Consider the following 21,593-nt stretch of genomic DNA (forward strand, 5'->3'; position numbering starts at 1 on the left):
AGCGCTATCAAAGGCGCGCTCGCGAGCGGCTTCGCTACCGCCGACCTACACCACCTGTGGGGACGCGACCCGTGCGGAACATCTTGCGCAAGCTAAATGCCAAGAACCGAACGGAAGTCACCTTAATGACCTATGGCATTGCATTGCAGAGTGAAGATACCTTGTCGCGGCCGACTGGCGCCGAACCTCTCAGTCCGCGAAGTGAATGACGCGCGCGACACGCTTTCGCCCGCTCGGAAATAGCCGCTTTTTTGGCATCAGCTGACAACAATAAGCACGAAGCAGTGCGCTTAGTCTTGCACGACAATCCAGGCAACCTTGCCGCCGCAGTGTTGGTGACAAAGACACCTACCAGCGAAATAACTCGCAGTTGAAGATACGAGCCTCGCGGGCATGAGCTGCCCAACGGGCACCTGCCAGGCTTGGCTGCGCTGGCGGGTGCCGTTGAGCTGGTTCGGGAATTCCGGCCTCTAGCAAATCCGCTACCTTATGTGGACGAGCCGGAGGCTATTGTGAAGCGAGCCTGCGCCAGCCAGTGCCGGATTCCCTTGTTACGACGCTTTATTCGCCGGTGGTTGCAATGGTGGACCATGGAGAAGCCGGCGACCTGCCGGTGACCCATTCGATCGTCCTGCGCGATGCTGATTTCCACAACGGGATTGCTGGCGTCACGATTGTAGAGGCTGCGGGAAGCTTTGGCCTAGCAAGAGTTCCTGCGGGAGTGGGCGCTGCCTCTGGCGTACACCGGCTGATCGTCAAGAGCGATTGCAATGCGCGGCTCCACCAATTCCGGCTTGCTGGTGTTTCCCTTCACGATCAATTGAGGTCGGCGCCGTATGGGACGGCTACCAAGTGCTCAAGGGTTTGATCGTTCGCCAGAAACACATGAAATAGGTGATGTTGGCAGCGATCAGCGTAGCTGCGGTCGCAACGGCGGCGCCGTCGGCACCGTAAAGTGCCGAAAGGATGAAGGTTGCTACGAAATTGAATGCCACGAAGCCCAGCGCCAGCTTGCTGTAGGTCCGCTCCTTGTCAACCATCATCAGTGCCGTGGCGCAAGGGCCTGCGGCGGCAGAGATCAGATAGCCGAGGCCAAGGAGACGGAGGATAGCGGCCGCTCCAATAAACTCGTTGCCGAACCAGCCGAGCACAAGACTTGGCGCCGCCCAGAACGCTACGGCAAGCGGCAGTGCACCAGCGAGCGACAACAGACAAAGGCGCAGATATGACGTCCTCAGTTCCTCGAGGCGGCCATCGTTGAACATTACGCTAATCCACGGCGCGGCAACCGGCGTAATGATCCGCAGCATGAAGACGTTCATCAGCGCGAGCCGCGACGCGGCTTGATAAAGTCCCGCACCATGGTTGTCGCCGGTAAAGCCCAAGATCAGCACGGCGGTGCGTGATACGAGCTCGTCACTAAGACTGCCGACCAGCATGGCGGCGGCTGCAAAAGCCCATTCGCCCACACGCCATTCGGCTGCTGTCTTCCAGGTGGCGGGCGGCGTAAAATTCGCGACTGCAACCGCTGAAATCGCAAGGAGCGGAACGCAGCTGGCGCCGTAATAGACCACCGCACGGCCTGGATCGTGGAGCCCCAGTGCCAACACCAAGCCAATGACGCCCACTGGCAGCATCAGGGCAGGCAAAGCCTCACCGAGGTCGCCCGCGTGGAAGCCGCGCAATAGGTAACGATGCAGTTCAAGCAGTGTGACTGCTGTGGCAAGTAATGCCATATAGGCCGGAACTATGTTGCCCGCGATACCTGGCCACATGAAGCGTGCGAAGCCCAGCGCGCCGAGGAATACGGCGAGCCCGGCGATAGTCGTCGCATAAGCCTGCAGCAGCACCCCCTTTATGAGACCGAACTGTTGCGCGTTGGTGTAAGCGCTCAGCAGCCGCGTCGAAGCGTTGAGCCAGCCCATCGGAGCGAGCCGCGCTGCGAGTGTGGCGATCGCCAAGGCGACATTGAACGCGCCGTAATCCGCTGCGCCAAGTGACCGGGCCAAAACGATTTCGAGCGCGAACAGGGCAGCAACGCCGGCGCTGCGCACGAAGAGTACCCGCAGGATGCGCCCACTCAGCTTGCGGCGCGAAGCGGCGCCGGCATCGGCGGTCTCCAGCCACGCCGACGGGAGGAAGGTCATGACCGGAGACTCTGCCGAATCGGGGACTGCAGCGCCACCCTCCGGGCGGATTGCAAGCTGGCTGCGAGAAACTCGCTGTAGGCGATGAAGAGGAAGATTAGTGTGGAGGCGATCGCGGGCGCGTCAATATCCTCGAACACGAGCCACGCCCACAAAGTGATCTGAAGCGTCAACAACAGTCGGAGCTGCGTTCTGGCAGCGACTGGCAGCCTCTTGGCGGCCGCCGCGAGACCGAGCCAGCGTATGGCCGGAAGAACCAGCAGGTAGGCCGCCACCAGCGACAGACCGAGAACGCCTCCCTTTGTAAAGGCGGAGATGAAAGTCGAGTGCGAACCCACCGCAATATGGCTGATTTCTTCGCGCGGCTTGATGCCGAGGCCGAAGACGGGGTTGTTGTCGAGCGTTTCGACGACGGCTCGGAGGTAGTTATCAGTGCGGCTGTCGGTGCTGTATTGCCGGTATGTCGTGAGCGACGATAAGTCCGCGAGTAGCGGCAGGAGAAGGACCGCGGCAACCGCCGCAAAACTTGCCAAGCGTTGACATGGCGAACCGAAAGCTATTCCCGCCACCACGAGCCCCGCCAACCAGCCTGCAAGAACTGAACGGCTTAACGAAATGGCGAGTGTTGCCGTGATGAGGCCCTCAAGCAATGGCGCGAACAGGGCTCGCCGGCCTCCACGGTTATGCAGGTGCAGAAGCGCCAGGACACCGAGGATGGCGATGATGATGGCAGTGGCGTTTGGATAGGGGCCATAGATGCCGATGCGTGGCATCGGAGTTTCATGCAAGCCCCAGTCGGCAATAGTGAGGGTGATTGTTGTGGACTGGCGGATGAGAGGGGCCGAATCTGGAATCCTGTTACCGGCGATGGCGCCAAAGAGACTTGGGAATTGTAAGTCGAATTGCCCGACTGCATAGGCGAACACGAAGGCGCCCCAGGTCAGGGAGATGAGAACTACAAAGCTCCAGGAGGCATAATGAAGAATTCGGCGGCGCCTATCGCCGGCATCTTGGAGGAGGGCGCGAAACTGCTGGACGATGATGAGGGCGCTCGCCCAGATTGCCACATTGTAGATGGCCGCGGCGAATCTCAGCGGTTTCTGCGCGATGATGAGGCCGTTGACGAATGCGGATCCGGTGAGCGCAACGATGATGAAGGCGAGCAGACAGTCCCCCAAAGTGAAATGCAGGTTTGCCGAAGGGCGCGTGATCAACAAGACGAGGGCGAGTAACATCGGCATCACGAAGCCGATCCCCAAGGCCCACCAAATGGGTAGCCCAAGCAGAAGAATCGAAAAAGCTGCTTCGGTAAACTGAGCATAGCCCTTCTCCCGCCTGCGGCTGGCGGCAACAAGGCGCGATGGAGCAGCACTCATCGACATGTTCAGGAGTCGATCCTTCCGCAACTCCGCCAGTTGCCTGGGCTTCCGCGCATTACACAGAACCACGCCGCCGCGGCACCAGGAGTAGGTGCATCGTTGTCGATGCGGAGGCCCACAGGGTGCCAACCCTGGGACGGTGGAGCGTTTGCAAACTGAAAACTGTTGCCGGTGAAGCGGGGCCGGACCGCTGTTTCGTCCCAAGGCCGCAAGAAGGGAGTAGCGGTTCCCGGGGCGGAGTTTCCAATGACTAGCGCTTCAAATTCGCCGCCCCCCGCCTTTCCGAAATCGAATGTGGAAAAGGCATGGGTGGCATCGCCCCGCCTGACGATCGTGTTGCCGATGACGACGGCGCGCGCAGTGGGCATCGATCCGGCCCGCAGGCTGATTGCCACATAATCACTTCCGGCAGTGGCCGCCACAGAGCGGCAGGCGATACGATTGGATGAGATAATAAGCGAGCCATCGGCGCCGTCGCCGAGCGCGACGACGGAGTTGCACGATATGGCTGAGAGAACCCCTTCGCGCTCTCCCGCGCCGACGCCCCAACCATCAATATAGCAACCGGAAATTTCCGTCTGAAAGGCACGCTCGAAGACCATGCCATTACCCCCCGCGCCGTTTAGGTGGCAACCGGTGGCGCGCCATCCTGCGGATCGGGTGATGTGAATGCCGTTGCCACGGCAACCCAGAAGTGCTTCGGGGCCGACGGCGACGGTGCAATAGTCCAAAATGCCGTCAGTCGCCAATGGCGGCTCAGCTGCGCCTCTGGGGTCTCGGGCTCCCGGCAAAGCGCCGACCAGGATGCCGCCGAAATACATCTCGCCATGTGGTCCTGTGAAACTGGCTCCGCCTACCCCCGCGCCCTTGACCCATACGCGATGGAGTAGGTTGTCGACGAGCGCAGCCATAAAGGTTCCGTCGGGGCGCTGGGTATTGATCCACAAGCCAAAGCCGGTGGCGCTCCGGATCCAAATGTTATGAATGTCGAGCTGTTGATTGGCGAGCATAAGCCCGTGGACTGGAACACCGCCACGCGCTGTTATGGCATCGACGTCGAAGTACAAATCGCGCATGTGAAGGCGTCTTGCAAAATCTTTCCCCTCCACCCATTCACGGCTGACTAGCAACGCGGCAAGCGGCAGTGGAGCCACACCTTCAACGCTTGAATAGTGTAGGACATATGGCGTCTCAAATCCCTTCAGCGCCCGAAAACCGCTCAGCGGAGAATTGCCGTCCCCCGGCACTTCGCCAGCAAGCTCGATCGACTGCGGAACGGCAATTGGGCGGGCGAGGCCGAACACGCGAGGCGGTACACGCAGCCGCGTGCCGGGCCTTTGCCCTGCCCAGTCAAGTGCTGTCTGCAGAGCCTCGGAGTCGTCGGTGACGCCATCGCCGCGTGCACCGAAATCGTCAAGCGACGGCAATTCCCGCAGTTTATCTTCAATGCGGCGCTTAACACTTCCCGGTGCCGCAAGACTGAATTCCGCGCCGGCGTCGGACGCATTGGCACTCACCCCCGCCGGCAGCGCAGCACCTGCTCCAGCAAGACCGGCAAGGAGGAGGCGCCGCCGGTTGGATGGCGGGGCACCTTGGTCTTCATCCCTCATAGAGTCTCCGGAAACGCTTTGGCGTGAGCAGGCCTGACGACTGGAGTAGTTGCCCCCGCATTTTGACGCCGGTCATGACGGCAAAGACGAAACGGGTGGTCAGCCGCCGCAACACTCCGGCACCAGCCTCGGCGTCGGAGCGCTCGGTCCTGCCCCATTCCAGGGCGATGAGGACGCAATCGCCATGGCTTGCGAGGGCGTGGCAGTCGCATACCCCCAGCAGCGGCGGCGCATTGACGATGATATACTCGTATCGCTTGGCCAGCATCTTGATCAGCGTCACGATGTTGTTGTGGGAGGCAGAAACTTGGGCGTCACTTTGGGGCTCGCCATCGAGGGGCAAGATGTCGAGTCCCGTTGCCTGATCGAGGATCAGCGCCAGATCGATCGAGGTGTCGGAACTCAGATTTGAGGTCAACAGCTTGGTTGCTTCGGCCGGCACTTGCAGGCCGAAATCTTGCATCGGTATCGGTTGGTACTTGTCGAAATTCACCAGTACCGTGCGCTTGCCGGCCTGGGCGGAATAGACTGCGAGATCGACAGCGAGCCTCGCCTTTTCGCGGCTCGGCAGGGGTGAGGTGATCACAATGGTCCTGGCCCGCGGTGAGGCAGCGGCCAGTCGCGCCTCCAGAGCGCCAACCGCGTGGGCATAGAGGGAGTTCGCCTTCCGGCCGAGGGCCGAGCGGTGGCGGATCTGACCGGCGACGGGATCAGGCTTGGGCAACAGAGCCAGGCAGGGCACCCCTAGCGCTTCCTCGACCTCGCGTGAACCGACGAGCCGCTTGTCCAAGGATTCGCGCGCAAGTGCGATCGCGGACCCGAGCAGGGTTGATAGCACCGCAGCAGCTGCGGCGATGATGAAGACACTGAGGCTCGATGGCTTGATAGGAATCTCGGCCGGCGACATGACCCAAGCGCCGGCGTCCGCAGAACCGAGCGCAGCGTCGGCTTGTTGTTCGGAACGCAGCAGATCCTCATAGACTGAGCGCCTTGCTACGGCCTCGCGCTCAGCCACCTGCAATTGCACGGAGTAGACCTCGGCGCGTCCGTTTTGGTCTGCGGCTCCCTTTAACTGCTGTTCGAACGCTGCCGACCGCGCTGTGACCGCGGCGAGTTCGTTGCGAATGCCGGTGACGATGCGGTCAATCTCTTGGGAAATGCGCTGCCTGACGTCGGCAAGGTGGCCGTTCAGGATTGCAGTACGCGGATTGTGGTCGTTGTAGATCGCTGAATTCTCGGCAATCTGGCGCATCAGATCCAGTTCCAGCGTGCGCAATTGCGACACGGCTTGGGAGGCGAGAACCTCATTGATCGCGTTGGTAGGACCGCCGGACAGCTTGATCTGATCGATGGCGGATAGTTTCGATCGGAGATTGGCTTCATCAGCCTTCGACTTGATCAGCAGCTTGTTTAGTTCTTGCATATCGGAATTTGCAAGCGTGACATTGCTGCTTGTCAATATCTGGCCCTTCGCACGCAGGTCAGCGACCCTGCCTTCGGCTTCTATCACTTGGCGCTTCTGGGCATCGAGCGACTTGAGGGCGCGTGCGCGCCAGGCACTGACGTTGGCATTTTTGCGGTCGAGAAGATTGGCCACGTAGAAGTTGGCCAGCCGATTTGCAATTGCTGCCGCCTTGCCGGAATCGATGGAAGTGAACGAAATTTGAATTACGCGTGAGTCCGGGGGATTGGTGACGGCGAGGTTCCGCCCAAATATGTAAAGTGCATATCCGCGCAACTCTTCGGTGGCGTTCGCTTCCTGGCCTTTGCTTGGGAACCGCGCAAGGAACCGGCCACGTGCGCTGATCTGGAATTCTGGATCATTGAGGAGTTCCAGTGCATCGATCGTCTGGTTGGCAACAGGATTACCCAGCAGAGTGTTGACCTGGGTCTGCATGAGTGAGGGATCCGTGGTGGGACTCTGTGTCTCAACAGGGGCGCCGGTGAGGCTCTTATTTGGGTCGACGACGACCAGCACCGTCGCCGTGTAGCTGGGCCCGCGCCAGATGGCAAAGGCGGTAGATGCCATGGTGACGACGAGCATGGTAGTGATGATGGTCCGAGTGCGCTTGCGCAAAATGGCCAAGAGATCGCTGAATGAGGCTTCGCGACTTGTTTCGGCGATCGAGTTCTCATCGACCATGATATTTGATATCTCTCGTTCTTCCCGTTTCAAAGGCGCCTCCGGCCGCGCCAAAATGAAGGCAGGCCGCGAGGGCGGTCGCGAAATCATTGCAGTTGCTTTCTTCACGGCCGGCAAGCCTGGACTCAACAAACCACAAAAGTGAGCGCAGCAGACTGATCGCCGCGAGTGGCTGCGCATTGTCCGGATCGAAGCCCTTGCTTTGCAAGGCATCGCGGCCCACGTGGATGACGCGTGGCATCAGCGGCAGCTTGGTCAAACGGCGCATTTCAATGAACATCACGAACTGCATGATGTCGAGGCCGAGTGGAACTCCGATTTTGCCATGCTCCCAGTCCCACACGTTGAAACGGCCACCTCTAAGAACCCGGATATTCGGCGGGATCCAGTCACCATGGCTTACACCAAGCGGGAAGACGATCCCGCCCCAGCGCGCTTCCACTGTCTTCCAACCGTGTTCGACAGCGGCGGCGACACTGGCAGACAGCAGAGGACTTGATTGGCTGGCCAATGTGCGAATCTCCTGCCAGAAGCGGGTCTCAGCCAGGGCTTTGGGTGGTGACGGCGCGAGGCTGGCGATGGCAGCAGCGGCCGGCAACATCGTGTGCACAATGGGGGACCACCCGCGGCCGGGAAGCTGGTGGACGATCAGCGCCTCAAGACCGCGCCAGGGTCCGCTGCCGAGCACCGTCGGAATGGCCACGGCGCTCTGGCGGCAGAGCGGAGCGAGTTCTCTGAGAAATTGCGCTTCATGGCGCACCAGGCGGCGAGTCAACTCATCCCAGCCGAATTTCGCATAGGCCAGAACCTGGCCTCGCGGTGATACCGCTTGAATGACGGGCTTGCTATTGGGCCGGCCCGGGGCAAGTCTAAGACTCATCACGAAGTCCCCCGTTCCGAGCACATCCGCAAGAAAGCCGTGGACCGGCGTGTCTTTGGCTCCAAGCGAATCTGTGACGACGGAGACGCGATTGCCCCAGGACAACAGCGGCAGACCGAGACGGCTTTCGAATGACAACACCTGGGCGGCCAGGCGCGACACGCGCGAACCCGCTCCCGTCCCATACTGCGCAAGGACCGCAGTGCGGGCCTTAGCACCACCGGTGAGTGGGATAAGCACACGGGGATCATCGAGCCCGGGGAATACCGCATAGCGCTCAAGGATTTTGTGGCCGTTCTCCATGCCTGCGGGGCTCATTTGGAGCATGCCAAACTGGCCGCCAGAGAGCACCTGCAAGGCGGAATCGAGGTGCCGCAGACAGAGCATTGGGGCCTGTGTGTTGCTATACCGTAGCTCGTGCACCAAGGATCCAACCCTCCTTTTTCACAAGACCGCCCAAACCGCATTGACCGCCTGTCTGGCCGTCTCTTCCAGAGGTGCGGTTGTGTCGATGGTGACGACAGGCGTCGATCCGAAATCCGTCTTACGTTCGAGTTCCCAATGCCGCCGTACCGTGGCCTCGTCCGGTCCTCCTGCCTTGTCGCGTGTGGCATCGCGCGCGATGGCGATAGCGATCGGCGCTGTGAGTTTTATTACGAGATTGGGACGGGGTATCGCGGAGTAGCAGTAGCGTTCGTATTGCATCAACTTGCGCTTCAGCCATGAATCGCAACCGGCAAGGGCCAGACTGTCGAAGCTGCTGCTGTCGATGGTGCCGGGCTGTAACGAGGGATATCGGTCAGATATGACAATTGCGCCCGCTGCCGCTTTGCGCAGAGCGCGCTGCAGCAGACGGCGGCGGTCGTGTGCGAGCAATGCCATCCGTGCGACATGGAAGAGCGAGAAATCGCGACGCTCGCGGCGCGCGGCGTCTTCGTAGACCGCCATCCGTTCATGCGGCAGGAGGCGACGGGCCAGGGGAACGAACCAGTTCGGAATCCAGGAAATCAACGTTGGCGGCGGTTTTCCAGCGTGGATGCGGCAAACGTTTAGGTGCCGGCCGAGGCAGCGGGCGAGTTCATTCGCAGTCGTTGATTTGCCAGTCGCCTTGGGGCCTACCAGTGCCACAATGGCGCCGCCGCTCACGAGGTGCAAACTCTTCGCGCCACTCAGGCTGCCCCTGACGAAATCGCCAAAGCGCCAGAGCCGCGAGGCAGCAGCGGCAAATGCTGAAAGCCGCCGCACGCCGCGCAGCCGCCATGCAACTTTCCAGCCAAGCCGAATACGGAGGAAAATTGCATCCTGTCTGGCGACAGCATTGACGAGATCGGAAAAGAGGCCAGGACCGATAACGGGAAACAGCCTGTCGCAAATGGCCGGGGGCGGCACGATGCTTCGACTGGCCGCCTGTTGCAGCCAGTCAAGTTCGTCGGCGTATTGGCTGCGATGACGGTTTAATTTCAGTAATTCGATGGGACTCAGATGTTTCAGCGCGATCCTCAGCACAAAATAGACCAACTCGCAGGCCGCGTCCGGCACCTTCACCCCCAAGAGTTCACGGGTGTTGGCAAGGAGCTCGCCCTCGATCGGCATGCGGTAGTTCTTCACCAGGCTGTCGCCGCTATAGATTTCATGGCAGACGTGGAGGTCGACAAGCTCGCCCGTGTGACCGTCAAGTCCAATCGCGTGAAATGTGCTGGGGTGGCCGGCTCCAAGAGCGGATTGCGCCAGTTTGAACCCCGACACGCTCAGCGCCCCTTGGAGATTCGCGGCCTGTCGGCGGTCCACAAGAATGTCAATGTCTTCGTCGCCGGCAAGGGTCGCTTCAAGACGGCAGTTGCTCTTCCAATGGCAATAGGAAATCCTTGCCGCATCCAGTTCGCTGACAAGCTTGCGGATTACGGCTTTCTCATTCTGACCTTTGCTGTCGAGGCTCAAGGCCCCTGGCACGGGAATCTGATTCATAGCCAACCACACGCTACAACTGAGTCTAAGACATCAAACCGGCGATGGCGGTTCTGTAATCTACCACTAGCCCCCGCTGCTAACATGGATCTGACAGCAGCGTTATTCGGCCTTGCTGGTTAGTCGTGCGTACCTCTTTTGGATCGTGCCCACTGACGTGGTGTAGCTGACGGCATTGGTCGCCGTGCTCTCCGGCAGGAAGCCGGGTTGATCAGCGCGCCACGGCTGGCAGGCTGATGAGCGGATCATCACTCATCTGGCTGATGGTTTCCAGTGTCATGTAGCGGGCCCGCTGCACGGCCCATTCATCGTTCTGCTCGAGCAGCAGTGCGCCGACGAGGCGGAAGATGGCGTTGTCGACCACGTCGGTTCGGCGCTTGATTTCGCCGTTGAGACGCGCGATCGGATTCGTGCTGTCAAGCTTGGCCCGGTGCTCCTTCGGGAAGGTCATGTAGGCGAGCACGTCAGGTTCGGTGTTGTCGAGGATGGCGGCCAGCTTCGGCACCTTCGGTCGGATCTGGTCGGCGACGGCGCGCCACTGGGCACTGGCGGCTTCGGGCGTCTCCTGCGCGAAGGCGGTGGCGATGAAGGCCGAGACGACGCGGCGGCCGCTCTTGCCGGCGTGCGCCAGTACGTTCCTCATGAAGTGGACGCGGGGGCTATTGAGAAAGTCCTTCCCCACTGAGTCAATTGATCAATCGTTGATTCGGTGGAGGATTCGCGATGCTGGGTCGGAAAGAACGAGATCAACTCGAACTGTTCATGACCGGCTCGCTGCGACAGCTCATCCCTGATGATCATATTCTGGCCAAGGTCGATCGTGTGCTTGATCTGTCGTGGCTGCGCGGCGAGGTCGCGGATCTCTATTGCGACGACAACGGCCGCCCGGGAATAGATCCTGAGGTTGCGGTCCGTCTAATGCTTGCGGGTTTCCTGCTTGGGATCGTCCACGACCGCCGGCTGATGCGCTAGGCCCAGGTCAACATCGCGATCCCGTGGTTCGTCGGCTATGGTCTCCATGAAGCACTTCCCGATCATTCTTCCCTGACACGCATCCGCCAGCGCTGGGGCGAAGAACGGTTTCGCCGGATCTTTCAGCGCACGGTGCAGGCCTGTATCGACGCCAAGATCGCCAAGGGCGAGATCGTCCATGTCGATGCTTCGCTGATCCGGGCCGACGTGAGCTGGGACAGCCTGGCGGTGCGTCACATGGAGGCGGTGAGTGCGGCGAACGAGGATGCGGAGGCGAGGAAGAGCCGCAAAACCGGCAAGTTCAAGAAAGTCTGCGTCACCGACCCGGATGCCACCATGGCGACAAACGCCCGCAATCGCCGGCTTGAGCCGGCCTACAAGCAGCATGCTGTTGTCGATGATCTGCGCGGTGTGGTTCTCGATGTCGTGGTGACTACCGGCGAGATCAACGAGGGGCAGATGATCGTGGAGCGGATCGATGCCGCTGAGAGGACGACGGGCTTGGCCGTGCGAACCGTCACTGCCGATGCCGGCTATGCCTATGCGAAGGTGTTCGCCGCTTTCGAGAACCGCGGCATTGATGCGTTGATCCCCGCCAAGGCGGAGCCGATCCGCAGCCCGGTTCCGCTGCGTCGTTTCCGCTACGATGCCAAGCACGACATCCTGAAGTGCCTTCGAGGCAAGGTCCTGCACCCCAAGCGGCCCTTGAAGTATGGGCGCTTCTTTTACTCGCGCGCCAGAGATTGCGCAGGCTGCGACCTTGCCTCCATCTGCCTATCCAAAGGGCGCGCCAACAAGGCGGTTGTTGTGGGGAATGACTATCCGGCATTGCTGAGAGCTCGCAGACGTCGCGAGCGATGGTCGGAAGAGGATAAACAGCTCTATCAACGCCATCGGTGGCGCTCGGAAGGCTACCATGGCGAAGCGAAGAACTGGCATGGCCTTGCCCGGGCGGTTCGGCGGGGCCTAACCAACATGACGATCCAGGCTTACCTCACGGCCGCGGCGGTGAACCTCAAACGGCTGGCGGCCGCTCTGTTGGCCCATTTGCTCGGGTTGGTGCTGCTGACGCTCAATATGGCGCCGATCGAAGAACCCCGAGACGGAATCCCGAAGTTCTCACGGCAAGGACCTCGTTATCTCGCACCATGCATGGGGAAGTCGACTTTCTCAACAGCCCTACGCGGCACCGCTGCCAAGTGGCTGAGAGCACCTTGGTCACGGCGGCCTTCAGACCCTCATGGGCATCGGAGACGACGAGCTTGACCCCGCGCAGGCCGCGCCGGGTGAGCTTGCGCAGGAACTCCGTCCAGATCGGCTCGGCCTCCGAGGTGCCGATCTCCATGCCGAGCACCTCGCGCCGGCCGTCGCTGTTGACGCCTACGGCGATGATGACGGCGACGGAGACGATGCGGCCGCCGCGGCAGCGCGCTCTTCTCGCCATAGCCGGCGCCGGTGGCGGCCCCAACCTCCAGTTCCATCAGCCGCTCGGCGGCAAAGCCGATCATCTCGCGCAGGAGATCGGCGTCGGGGGTCTTCTCCACGAGCGCGCGCAGGTTCATCATGTCGTCGGTCATCGGTGGTTCCTTCGAATCAGGTTGGTGTCAGCAACCCGACCCTTACCGGAGAACATCGATGACCGCCGCTACGCCGCTCGCTCGCTTCAGCGCCGTTGAGGGGCGCGCTCGCGAGCGGCTTGGTCACCGCCGAGCTACACCACTCGGCGGGGCACGATCCCTCTTTTGACTGAGACCCATCGACCTTTTGCGTTTCCGCGCACTCCCTGTGCGCTGGTACAATTCCGCCAACTGCGCCGCGCACCAGCCGGCAAAGGGGTTCGATGATGAGTGCGGACACCGTCAATACGTCGTCACGAGTGCAGCTGCGTGGGCGCACCGCCTCCCAGGCGCTACCCACGGAGATCATTGGTGGCGTGAGCATTGCCACTCTCAGCCGTGTTGAGACCGCAAGACTCATGGTTGACATGGCCCTAAGGGCCAGAGGCAGCGGACTCGCCCCCTGTATCTGTTCGTCAGTCAACGGACAGGTGTTGGCCGACCTCTATGTTGGCCGGAACCGTCATCGCACACAGCAGCTCCTTGCGTGCACGCATGTTCTGAGCGCCGATGGCCAGCCGCTTGTCTTCGCTTCCCGGTGGCTGGGAAACGGCGCGCTGCGAGATCGCTCCGCGACCACGGATCTGTTCCACGATGTGGCGAAGCTCGCTGCCGCCGAAGGCGCGAGCTTCTACATGCTCGGCGCTTCGGAAGATGAGAGTCGATCCGCTGTTGGCAATGTCCGCGCCCGCTATCCCGGCCTTCGAATTGTGGGACGGAGGAACGGCTACTTTGCGTCCACGGATGAAGAGCTGCTGGCAGTGCAGGAGATCAATGTCTTGCGGCCAGATATACTGTGGGTAGCGATGGGTTTTCCGCGCGAGCTCGAGTTCTGCCATCGCTGGCGACAAGAGCTGACCAATGTTGGCGTGATGAAGACCAGCGGCGGGTTGTTCAACTTTCTGTCCGGCGCCCACAGGCGGGCACCGCAATGGATGCAGTCGGCCGGTCTCGAGTGGGCGCACCGGCTGTATCTCGAACCAAGGCGCCTGTTGGTCCGCTACGCCACGACCAACGTGATCGCCACTTGGGCTCTGCTCAGCAAGACCAGGCACGCCCCGCGGTAGGCGCTCTTCCCGTCTCGAGCCCCTCGGCGCGCGCTCGCGATAGCGGGACCTTTTGGCGGCTTCCGTCCAACGTAAGCGCTTAGCCGATAGCGTCTGGCTTGAAGTTCCAAGGCTTGAGCGCGTCGATTTCGGATGCGGGCCAGCCTTGCGCGATGCGGGTCAAGGTCTGGGAGAGCCAGGCGAGCGGATCGACACTATTCATTTTGGCCGTTTGCAGCAGGGTGGCCACCGTCGCCCAAGGTTCGTCCACCAGCCTCGCTGCCGGCAAATAGGCTGTTTTTGCGAGTAATTGTCTGGGGCCTGATGGCGCGCTCGACGATGTTGGAGTCGATCTCGATGCGACCGTCTGTCGGAAAGCGTTCTAGCGCCTCCCGTCGGGTGAGCGCATAGCGGATTGCCTCGGCGATTTTGGATTTTCCGGAGACCTTGCGCACTTCCGTTTCCCACAGCTCGAACAGGCTCGGGACGATGCCCGTAGATTTTTCCTGGCGGAGCGCAGCGCGGCTATCGGCATTCTTGCCGCGGACCTCATCCTCGATCTTCCACAGCTCAGTCATGGCGGTGAGCGAATCCGTCGCGACTTGCGAGACCTTGCTGATATGCAGGTCGTAAAGCTTGCGACGCAGATGGGCCCAGCAGCCCAGTCTGACCGTTTCATTGCTGCTGGTTCTGGCCCGCGTCTTGGCTAGATTGGTATAGGCTGAGTAGCCGTCGACCTGGAGGATGCCGCTCAACCCGGCGAGACGACGCGCCACGCACTCGGCGCCTCTGCTGTCCTCAAAACGATAGGCAACCATGGGCGGACTGGTTCCACCGTATGGTTTATCATCGCGCGCATAGGCCATAACCAGGCTTTCATGATCTCGCCGGCTCCTGGGACAAGGGTAGGCAAGGTCGTTTCGTCAGCGAAGATCCTTTCGCCCTCCTTGATGCGCTCAAGGATATAATCAGCCAGCATCTGCAATTCGAAGCCCAGACGCCCCATCCACCGCACCATTAATGATCGGCTGATCGCGTCCCACACCCTCGACGGGCGGCCCCTGCCGATCGGCACATAGATTTGGCCGGCGCCGTGCCCTTGCCACGGGCAATGGCATCGCGCAAAGCAGGGCGGTGGAGACCGCCACGCCAATGTCCGATGCCGACAGGATGGGAAGATCGTGACCAGGACCAGTGTGCCGAAGACCGCCGCCAGCATGAACATCATCACTCTGAAGATGACGCAGCGCGGCGTGAAGCCGCCGGTCTGGCGCCGGCTGGTCATGCCCGGCACGATGACGCTCGGCGACCTGCACGAGGCAATCCAGGCGGCGATGGGCTGGCACGATTGCCACCTCCATGCCTTCGACGTCGGGCGAGCAATTTGGCGATCGGCACAGTGTCGATGACGTCGCCGACGAAAATAGAGTGAGCCTGAACGGCCGTCGTTCGCTTCGCCTATATTTATGACTTCGGAGACAACTGGCAGCACACGATCGCATTCGAAAAAAGCGAGCCGGCGGTCGAGCGGGGAGCTTATCCGGTCTGTATCCGGGTAAGCGCAATTGTCCGCCGGAAGATCGCGGCGGCGTCTGGGGTTATCAGGAATTGCTGGCCATCCTGGCCGATCCCAGCCATCCCCAACACGCCGAACGCGTCGAAGAGTTCGGCGACGAGTTCGATCCGGACGAATTCGCCCTTGACGTCACAAATGCCGCACTTGCCTCCCGGTTCAGGATGAAAATAGCCGCAGCCCGATAAGCCACTCTGCCGCCAAACCTCGGAAGGGGAGTAATTACTCCGCGCAGTGAATTCTTTGTAAAAGTCGTTTGGGTCATTACTCCGTCATGGGTATCTGGTATACTCCGTCATGGGTATCTGGTATACTCCGTTGTGGGTATCTGGTATTAGTATTGCAAAACTTGCAGGGATACGAGAGTTAGAGATGAGTTCCTCACATGCATTCAAGGGGATAGCCATTGGGCTCTTGCTGTCGATCCCATTGTGGATGGCAATCGCTTACGCCTATTTCCATATATTGAGCCGCGATAATACGGTTCAGGTAATACGCCCCCACAATCAGGCGACCGATCAAGTCGGAAAAGCCGGACGACGGCAAAGACGTGAAGCCGTCTACAGCGGCGCAGCCCTAGAGCCGCACGGTGGCCGATTATGCGCCTCACAATACTCCGAAAGAGGTAGACCGGTTTAATCCGATGCGCACTACCTCACCCGCAGCTGGTGTTGATAAACTCACCCTCAAGTAATCTCGCCGTCGCAATCAGGCATTGACGCTGTGGCCGGTCGTTCGTTCTGATTGTTTGGAGCTGCCCTATTGGAAACGGGTGAGTTCATGCATCGTAATGTTCCGCTTTATATTTCACTGACCGCTGCTGTGGCTTTGACTGTGGCGGCGGCGCGGGCCGAGGATGGCCTCAACTATCCGATAAGCCCGCAGGATAAGCTGAGCGTTCGCGTCTATGCCTGGCAGCAGGCGGATGGGACATTGCGCGAGTGGCCTGCATTCAATGGACAGTTCGTTGTCGGAAGCGATGGGCGGGTGGAGTTGCCGCTGATCGGGCTCGTCGATGCGGCGTCGCGCAGTGCGCCGGAAATCGCCGCCGATGTTGCGAACAGACTGCAGGCCCAAGTCGGCCTCATCGCCAAGCCCAGTGTCATCGTCGATATTGCAGAGTACCGGCCCTATTACGTGATGGGCGATGTCGATCACCCCGGTGAATTTGCGTTCAAACCGGGGCTCACGGCATTGAAGGCCTACACTATCGCCGGCGGGTTCCGGTTGATACAGTGGGCAACGGCGTGGCAGCCGGCGCACGACCTCCTTTCGGCGGCGGGCGATATGCGTACGCTGTCGCAAAGAATCGACGAACTCAAGGCAAAACGTGCGCGGCTTGGCGCTGAACTTGCGAGTGAGTCCGCAGTCTCCTTTCCACCCGAACTCGGTGCAAACTCGAAATCTCTCGTGGAAAGAGAGCGCCAGCTTTTTGAAGTGCGGCGCGACGCATTGCGCCAGGGTCTCAACTCACTTGCCAGCCAGAAGGCGCTGAACGAAGAGGAGGTAAAGGCACTTCAAGGGCGCATTGCCGTGAAGGCAAATCAGTCTCAAAGGATTGAGGCCCAAATCGAACGCACGAAGGGCTTGGTCCAAAACGGCCTGATCACGACGGCACAGATCTTGACTCTCCAGCAAGCACACTCTGACTTGCAGTCGCAGCAGCTTGATATCAATGGCCGCATCTTCATTGTCCGCGAACAGATCTCCAAAACCGAGAAGGACATGCTCGACTTGCAATCCACCCGGCAGCAGGAAGTTCTCGCAGATATGCAGGCGACAGAGGCAAGCCTGCAGGAGGCCGTGAACCACATCCAGACGCTCAGCGACATTATGGGCCAAGCGCAGGCAGCTATTGGAACTCTTTCACTCGCTAACCCATTGCACACGGCAACCGCTATTCGATTCACGATCAGACGCAGGCACAGTATCCTCACGTTTGATGACGGCCGCGACCCTCCAATCGAACCGGGCGACATTATCACAGTCGAGCGGACCGGCAGCCAGGCGGCCGGCGGCCCGCAGTCGGCGGCACAGACCGGGATCGTCCGGGCGGATGGGAAAAGCCCAGCTGGCGTGCAATGAGTGAGAAGACCAAGGTGACCGACTGGGGAACTGGAGCCATTCGAATGATCAAAGCACGAGAGCCGAAGCTTGGCAGGCCTGTGTGTATCCTGCCCCTGCTGGCGGGCTATTTCCGGCGGCTGCACAGGCCGCCAGGGGTGTTACGCTTTACGCCAACAATCAGGTCGACTGCTCGGATGCCCAGGGGACGCCCTATTGCACGATCGGAGCGGCCGTGGCCGTTGCCAATCCCGGCGACACGGAAAGCGACGGTCTGGACTGGGCGGCGCAAGCCCAGGCACGTCGAGACTCTCTTAAGAAGGGAGGGCGCTTCGCGGCGGTGACGCCCCCAGCCATTACACTTCTGCTCGGCACAAGCTGAACTCGGTCCGGGCGTTTTTGAGGACATCGCCGGTGCCGGTGCCCGCTACGAAATTTATCACGGTGTCCTGCCTGTCTCCCTTGTGGAACACGAACAAATTTTGCTGGTTGCCGGGGACGAGCAAGATCGTTGCCTTTGCCGCCGATCAGCGTGTCGTTGCCGCCAAGGCCCCACAGATAGTCCGCGCCCGTCGTGCCGTTCAGGACATAACCGCCGTTGACGATCGTCGGCGTGCGCCCGGCGGGCGTCGGGACAAAGTAGGAATCCACCAAAACGGGAGTTGCGGTTGTCCCGTTGAAGCTGCTCACCTTGTAAAACTCGATCAACATGCCCTGGTCGGTGACCCCAGGTTGGCGCCGACATTGGGGACGGAGTTGCCGGCGCCGCCGAGGCCGGTGGTCGTGTAGGGAAGGTAGACGCCGTCGCCATTGTCGTCCCGGTTCTCCCGGTAATAATTGTGCTCGTGCCCGGCAAAGACCGCGTTCACACCCCATTGCTCGAAGGGCCACTGCATGGTGGCAGTGTAGCCGCTCGGATTGTACGGCGTGAGATGGAAATAGGCGACGTTGAAGGTCGCGTCGGAGCTCGCAAGAAGGTTTTGCATCCAATGGCCTTGCACTGAAGTATAGCTGCGGCCATCCGGTTCCTGCATGTTGCTGTTGAGGCAAAGACGGAGGGATTATCATTCTTTTCGTAAACTATTGAAATAAATGAATAAAGTTAATACAACTCTTCCGATACCCTACTGGCAACCCTAGTCTCATCTTCTCTCCATGGCTGCGCATTTCGCAAAAGCCGGACAGGGGCTCCGCTAATTCCCGGACAGCGATTTCGCTAATGTCGGGACAGTTTGGCGGCGACGGTCCTTGGGTGCCTTGTTGCGTTCATGGATGATTGATTTCGCCGTTTTCGGTGCCGGTCAAGAGGGGCGCTGCCTTTTGCTTTCGCATGCTGTCGCCCTGGAGCACGATGCGGTGGGCGTTGTGCACGATCCGATCGAGAATGGCGTCGGCGACGGTGGGGTCTGCGATCAGGTCATGCCATCTGGCCACCGGGACCTGGGCAGTGATCAGGGTGGATTTGCGGCGATAGCGTTCCTCGACGATTTCGAACAGATGGAAGCGCTGTTGGTCGGTGAGGGAGTGGGTTCCGCATCCAGGATGAGCAGTTGCGCGCGGGTGAGCTTGTCAATGAGGCGTGGGAAGCGGCCGTCGAGACGAGCGAGCGCCAAATCCTCGAACAGGCGCGGCACGCGCACATAGAGCACGGAATGATCGAGCCGTGCCGCTTGCCGGCCGAAGGCGCAGGCCAGCCACGACTTGCCGGTTCCGGTCTGGCCGGTGACGATTAGATTCTCATGCGATTTCAGCCATTCGCCCTGGGCGAGCGCCATGGTGCTGCGCCGGTCGAGCCCGCGCGGCGCGGCAAAGTCGATGTCCTCGATGCAGGCTTCGGGAAAGCGCAGCCTGGCTGAGGCGAGCCGGTTCCGGACGCGCTTGTCGGCCCGTATGGCGACCTCGCGGTCGAGCATCAGGCCGAGCCACTCGTCACGGCTGAGCTCGTTGGCGTTGTTCCGTTCGGCCGGTTCGCGCCAGGCGGCAGCCATGCCGGCCAGACCGAGGGTCTGCATCTGGTCGAGGGTAGGGTTCGTCAGCATTCTTTCTTCCTTTCCTTCACTGGTAATAGGTGGAGCCGCGGATGTTGGCGTGCTGGGGGGTCGGCTTTGCCGGTTCTGCAGAACTGGCTCGGTCGAGGCCGGCTTTGAGGATGGCGGTGACGGAGGAGTAGGCGATCGCGTTGATCAGCAGCGCCCGCTCGCAGGCGGCATTGAGACGCTCCGGCCCATAGCGCGGCGCCAGCGACAGGATGCCCATGGCCGAGCGATATCCCTGTTCCGGATGCGGCCGGTCGCGCATCATGCGCTCGACCAGAATGGCGGTGTTGGGGCCGATCCCGGCCGCCCGGCTGATCAGGCTGGCCGGCGTGGTGTTGGCGTAGCGCTGGTGCGCCTTGGGCATGTGTTCGTTGACGGTGACATGGCCGGAACGCTGTGAGCGACGCACATGGCTGGCGACACGCTGGTGATCGTGGAAGATCTCGACCACTCGATGCGTGAGCCGCACTTCGACGGTGCGCCCGATCAGCCGGTTCGGCACCGAGTAGAAGGTCTTGTCGACTTCGACATGGTAGTCAGGATGCACCTTCGCCGACTTCCACTCGGCGTATTCGAACGGTGCTGCCGGCAGCGGCTTCAAGGCAGCCCGCTCGATCTCCTCGAACAGTTCGCGGCGGCTTTGGCCGACATGGCGCATCGGCCGGTTGTTCAGATCCTCGAGCAGTTCGGCGATCGCCGCGTTGAGCTCGGCGATCGAGAAGAAGGATCTATTCCTGAGCCGTGCCAGAATCCAGCGCTCGACGATCAGCACCGCGCCCTCGAACTTGCCCTTGTCGCGCGGCTTCCGGCTTCGGGTCGGCAGGATGGTGGTATCGTAATGCTCGGCCATGGCGGCAAAGGTCGCGTTCAGCGTCGGCTCGAACCACAGCGCCTTGACGACACCGGCCTTCAGGTTGTCGCACACGATCGCTCTGGTGACGCCGCCGAAGAAGGCGAGCGCCCGTACCTGGCCCTCGATCCAGTCCGGCAGCTTCTGGCTGGAGCTGGCAAAGGCGAAGGTCAGATTGGAGGCGCCCAGCACCGCGACAAAAATCTGCGCCGGGTAAATGACGCCGGTCGCCGGATCGATCACCGGCACCGTCTGCCCGGCATAGTCCGTCTGCATCACCGCGCCCGCCGCATGCCGATTGCGGAATGTCGCGCTCGTCCGGCGCTCGAAAGCGGCGAAGTGCTCGCAGAACCAGGTGTAGCCGTAGCCGTCGGGATGGGCGGCACGATACTCCTGCCACAACAGCGTCAGCGTCACCCCCTTGCGCTTCAACTCCCGGGCAATCAGCGCAAAGTCCGGTTCGCTCAGGTCTTGTGGCGGACGACCGGCACGGCCAAACAGCAGCCGCTCAAGTGTCGCGTCGTCGTGGCCCGGCGGCAGCGGCCAGCATGACAGCCCGGCCTCCCGCGCTCGCAGCAAATAGGTCGATACTGTCGTCTTACTGATCTTGAGCCGTTCCGACACCTCACGCACCGAAAGACCCTGCTCATGGGTCAGGCGCAAGATCGCTTGGATATCCCTCACACTCGTTCGTCTCGCTTGCTTCCGTCTCGGCATGGCCCCTCTCAACGTCATCGTGAGAGGCCAAACTGCCAGAACGGCGCAGCCGAGAACCGACCGTTAAATCCGCTCCCGAAAACTGTCCGGGATTTAGCGGAAACGCTGTCCGCGAATTACTGAAATCACTGTCCGGGATTTAGCGAAAAGGGTGTCCGGGAATTACCGAAACACGCACCATGGCAGCGCTGACGCCCAGGTTGATCATGCACTGACATTCAAACCGGACCATCTCTTGGGGGGGCCAGCGCAGATACTAACACGCCCTACCACTTCTCAGACACGGCTGCTAGATGGCAGTAAAGGTAGGCCAAGCTCCTTCAATGACTCATTGTGCCTCGCCGTCGCCTCCGCGATCTCCCTCATCGACACGCGCCGAGTCTTCAGGTTCGCTGCTGAGAGGACAGACTTCTACGAGCACTACTTCAGATCGAGCGGATGGCACTCGTACTTGAGAAGCGTCGCGGGTACCGGTGCAAGACACGATCGAATGAGCATAACGCCGGGAGCCTTCATGAGGATGCCGGTGCCGATCCCTAACTCGGCGTGCCAACTCCAGGACATACCGCCCTCTATCGAGCGCTGCATTTGTACA

General features: G+C 60.8%; 12 protein-coding genes and 6 pseudogenes. 5 read left to right on the plus strand and 13 right to left on the minus strand.

What is annotated here, in order from left to right:
* Positions 1 to 845: 845 nt before the first annotated feature.
* From EH240_RS33120 to EH240_RS33145, 7 genes and pseudogenes are all read right to left on the minus strand, one after another.
* Positions 846 to 2,147 carry a lipopolysaccharide biosynthesis protein gene (locus tag EH240_RS33120; RefSeq protein ID WP_125006453.1) on the minus strand — a complete coding sequence of 434 codons (1,302 nt, stop codon included), beginning with the start codon at positions 2,145 to 2,147 and terminating at the stop codon, positions 846 to 848.
* A complete protein-coding gene (locus tag EH240_RS33125; RefSeq protein ID WP_125006455.1) occupies positions 2,144 to 3,529 on the minus strand; it encodes a hypothetical protein in 1,386 nt (461 codons plus the stop codon). Before EH240_RS33125 ends, EH240_RS33120 begins: the two co-directional genes overlap by 4 nt.
* Positions 3,530 to 3,531: 2 nt before the next feature.
* Entirely contained in the window at positions 3,532 to 5,136 is a 1,605-nt protein-coding gene (locus tag EH240_RS33130; RefSeq protein WP_125006461.1) for a right-handed parallel beta-helix repeat-containing protein, read from the minus strand.
* Positions 5,126 to 7,279, minus strand: a complete 2,154-nt coding sequence (locus EH240_RS33135; RefSeq protein ID WP_167484275.1) for a GumC family protein — start codon at positions 7,277 to 7,279, stop codon at positions 5,126 to 5,128. Before EH240_RS33135 ends, EH240_RS33130 begins: the two co-directional genes overlap by 11 nt.
* Positions 7,269 to 8,516: a hypothetical protein gene (locus EH240_RS38325; RefSeq protein ID WP_167484276.1), complete on the minus strand. Its 1,248-nt coding sequence runs from the start codon at positions 8,514 to 8,516 to the stop codon at positions 7,269 to 7,271. The genes EH240_RS33135 and EH240_RS38325 overlap by 11 nt, the downstream gene beginning before the upstream one ends.
* A gap of 87 nt (positions 8,517 to 8,603) precedes the next feature.
* Entirely contained in the window at positions 8,604 to 10,097 is a 1,494-nt protein-coding gene (locus tag EH240_RS33140) for a nucleoside/nucleotide kinase family protein (protein WP_125006465.1), read from the minus strand.
* A gap of 238 nt (positions 10,098 to 10,335) precedes the next feature.
* Positions 10,336 to 10,779, minus strand: a pseudogene (locus EH240_RS33145) (transposase); the annotation flags it as partial.
* 68 nt (positions 10,780 to 10,847) lie between these two features.
* Between EH240_RS33145 and EH240_RS33150 the strand changes: the two are divergent.
* A pseudogene (locus tag EH240_RS33150) lies at positions 10,848 to 12,158 on the plus strand (transposase); the annotation flags it as partial.
* Positions 12,159 to 12,258: 100 nt separating this feature from the next.
* On the opposite strand, the pseudogene EH240_RS40255 reads toward EH240_RS33150, so the two are convergent.
* Positions 12,259 to 12,519, minus strand: a pseudogene (locus EH240_RS40255) (transposase); the annotation flags it as partial.
* A 627-nt stretch (positions 12,520 to 13,146) separates the two neighbouring features.
* On the opposite strand from EH240_RS40255, the gene EH240_RS33160 reads away from it, so the two are divergent.
* Positions 13,147 to 13,779: a WecB/TagA/CpsF family glycosyltransferase gene (locus tag EH240_RS33160; RefSeq protein WP_245436625.1), complete on the plus strand. Its 633-nt coding sequence runs from the start codon at positions 13,147 to 13,149 to the stop codon at positions 13,777 to 13,779.
* Between the two features lie 79 nt (positions 13,780 to 13,858).
* On the opposite strand, the pseudogene tnpC reads toward EH240_RS33160, so the two are convergent.
* A pseudogene (tnpC, locus tag EH240_RS33165) lies at positions 13,859 to 14,791 on the minus strand (IS66 family transposase); the annotation flags it as partial.
* 148 nt (positions 14,792 to 14,939) lie between these two features.
* On the opposite strand from tnpC, the gene EH240_RS39780 reads away from it, so the two are divergent.
* The 3 genes and pseudogenes from EH240_RS39780 (at position 14,940) to EH240_RS33180 (ending at position 17,416) form a co-directional block, all read left to right on the plus strand.
* On the plus strand, positions 14,940 to 15,167 hold the full coding sequence (locus EH240_RS39780) for a plasmid pRiA4b ORF-3 family protein (RefSeq protein WP_125006470.1): 228 nt from the start codon (positions 14,940 to 14,942) through the stop codon (positions 15,165 to 15,167).
* Between the two features lie 86 nt (positions 15,168 to 15,253).
* Positions 15,254 to 15,519, plus strand: a pseudogene (locus EH240_RS39785) (IS1096 element passenger TnpR family protein).
* Between the two features lie 574 nt (positions 15,520 to 16,093).
* On the plus strand, positions 16,094 to 17,416 hold the full coding sequence (locus tag EH240_RS33180) for a polysaccharide biosynthesis/export family protein (protein WP_125006472.1): 1,323 nt from the start codon (positions 16,094 to 16,096) through the stop codon (positions 17,414 to 17,416).
* Positions 17,417 to 17,608: 192 nt separating this feature from the next.
* Here the strand turns inward: EH240_RS33180 and EH240_RS40260 are convergent, their stop codons facing one another.
* From EH240_RS40260 to istA, 4 genes and pseudogenes are all read right to left on the minus strand, one after another.
* Positions 17,609 to 18,106: a calcium-binding protein gene (locus tag EH240_RS40260; protein ID WP_425374860.1), complete on the minus strand. Its 498-nt coding sequence runs from the start codon at positions 18,104 to 18,106 to the stop codon at positions 17,609 to 17,611.
* Positions 18,100 to 18,381 (minus strand): hypothetical protein, encoded by a 282-nt coding sequence (locus tag EH240_RS39445; protein ID WP_245436627.1) that lies wholly within the window; start codon positions 18,379 to 18,381, stop codon positions 18,100 to 18,102. Before EH240_RS39445 ends, EH240_RS40260 begins: the two co-directional genes overlap by 7 nt.
* Before the next feature lie 280 nt (positions 18,382 to 18,661).
* A pseudogene (istB, locus tag EH240_RS33190) lies at positions 18,662 to 19,434 on the minus strand (IS21-like element helper ATPase IstB).
* Between the two features lie 16 nt (positions 19,435 to 19,450).
* Positions 19,451 to 20,998, minus strand: coding sequence for an IS21 family transposase (gene istA / locus EH240_RS33195; RefSeq protein ID WP_125006474.1), 1,548 nt, complete (start codon positions 20,996 to 20,998; stop codon positions 19,451 to 19,453).
* Positions 20,999 to 21,593 lie beyond the last annotated feature (595 nt).

The organism is Mesorhizobium tamadayense (assembly GCF_003863365.1).
Lineage (GTDB): Bacteria > Pseudomonadota > Alphaproteobacteria > Rhizobiales > Rhizobiaceae > Mesorhizobium > Mesorhizobium tamadayense.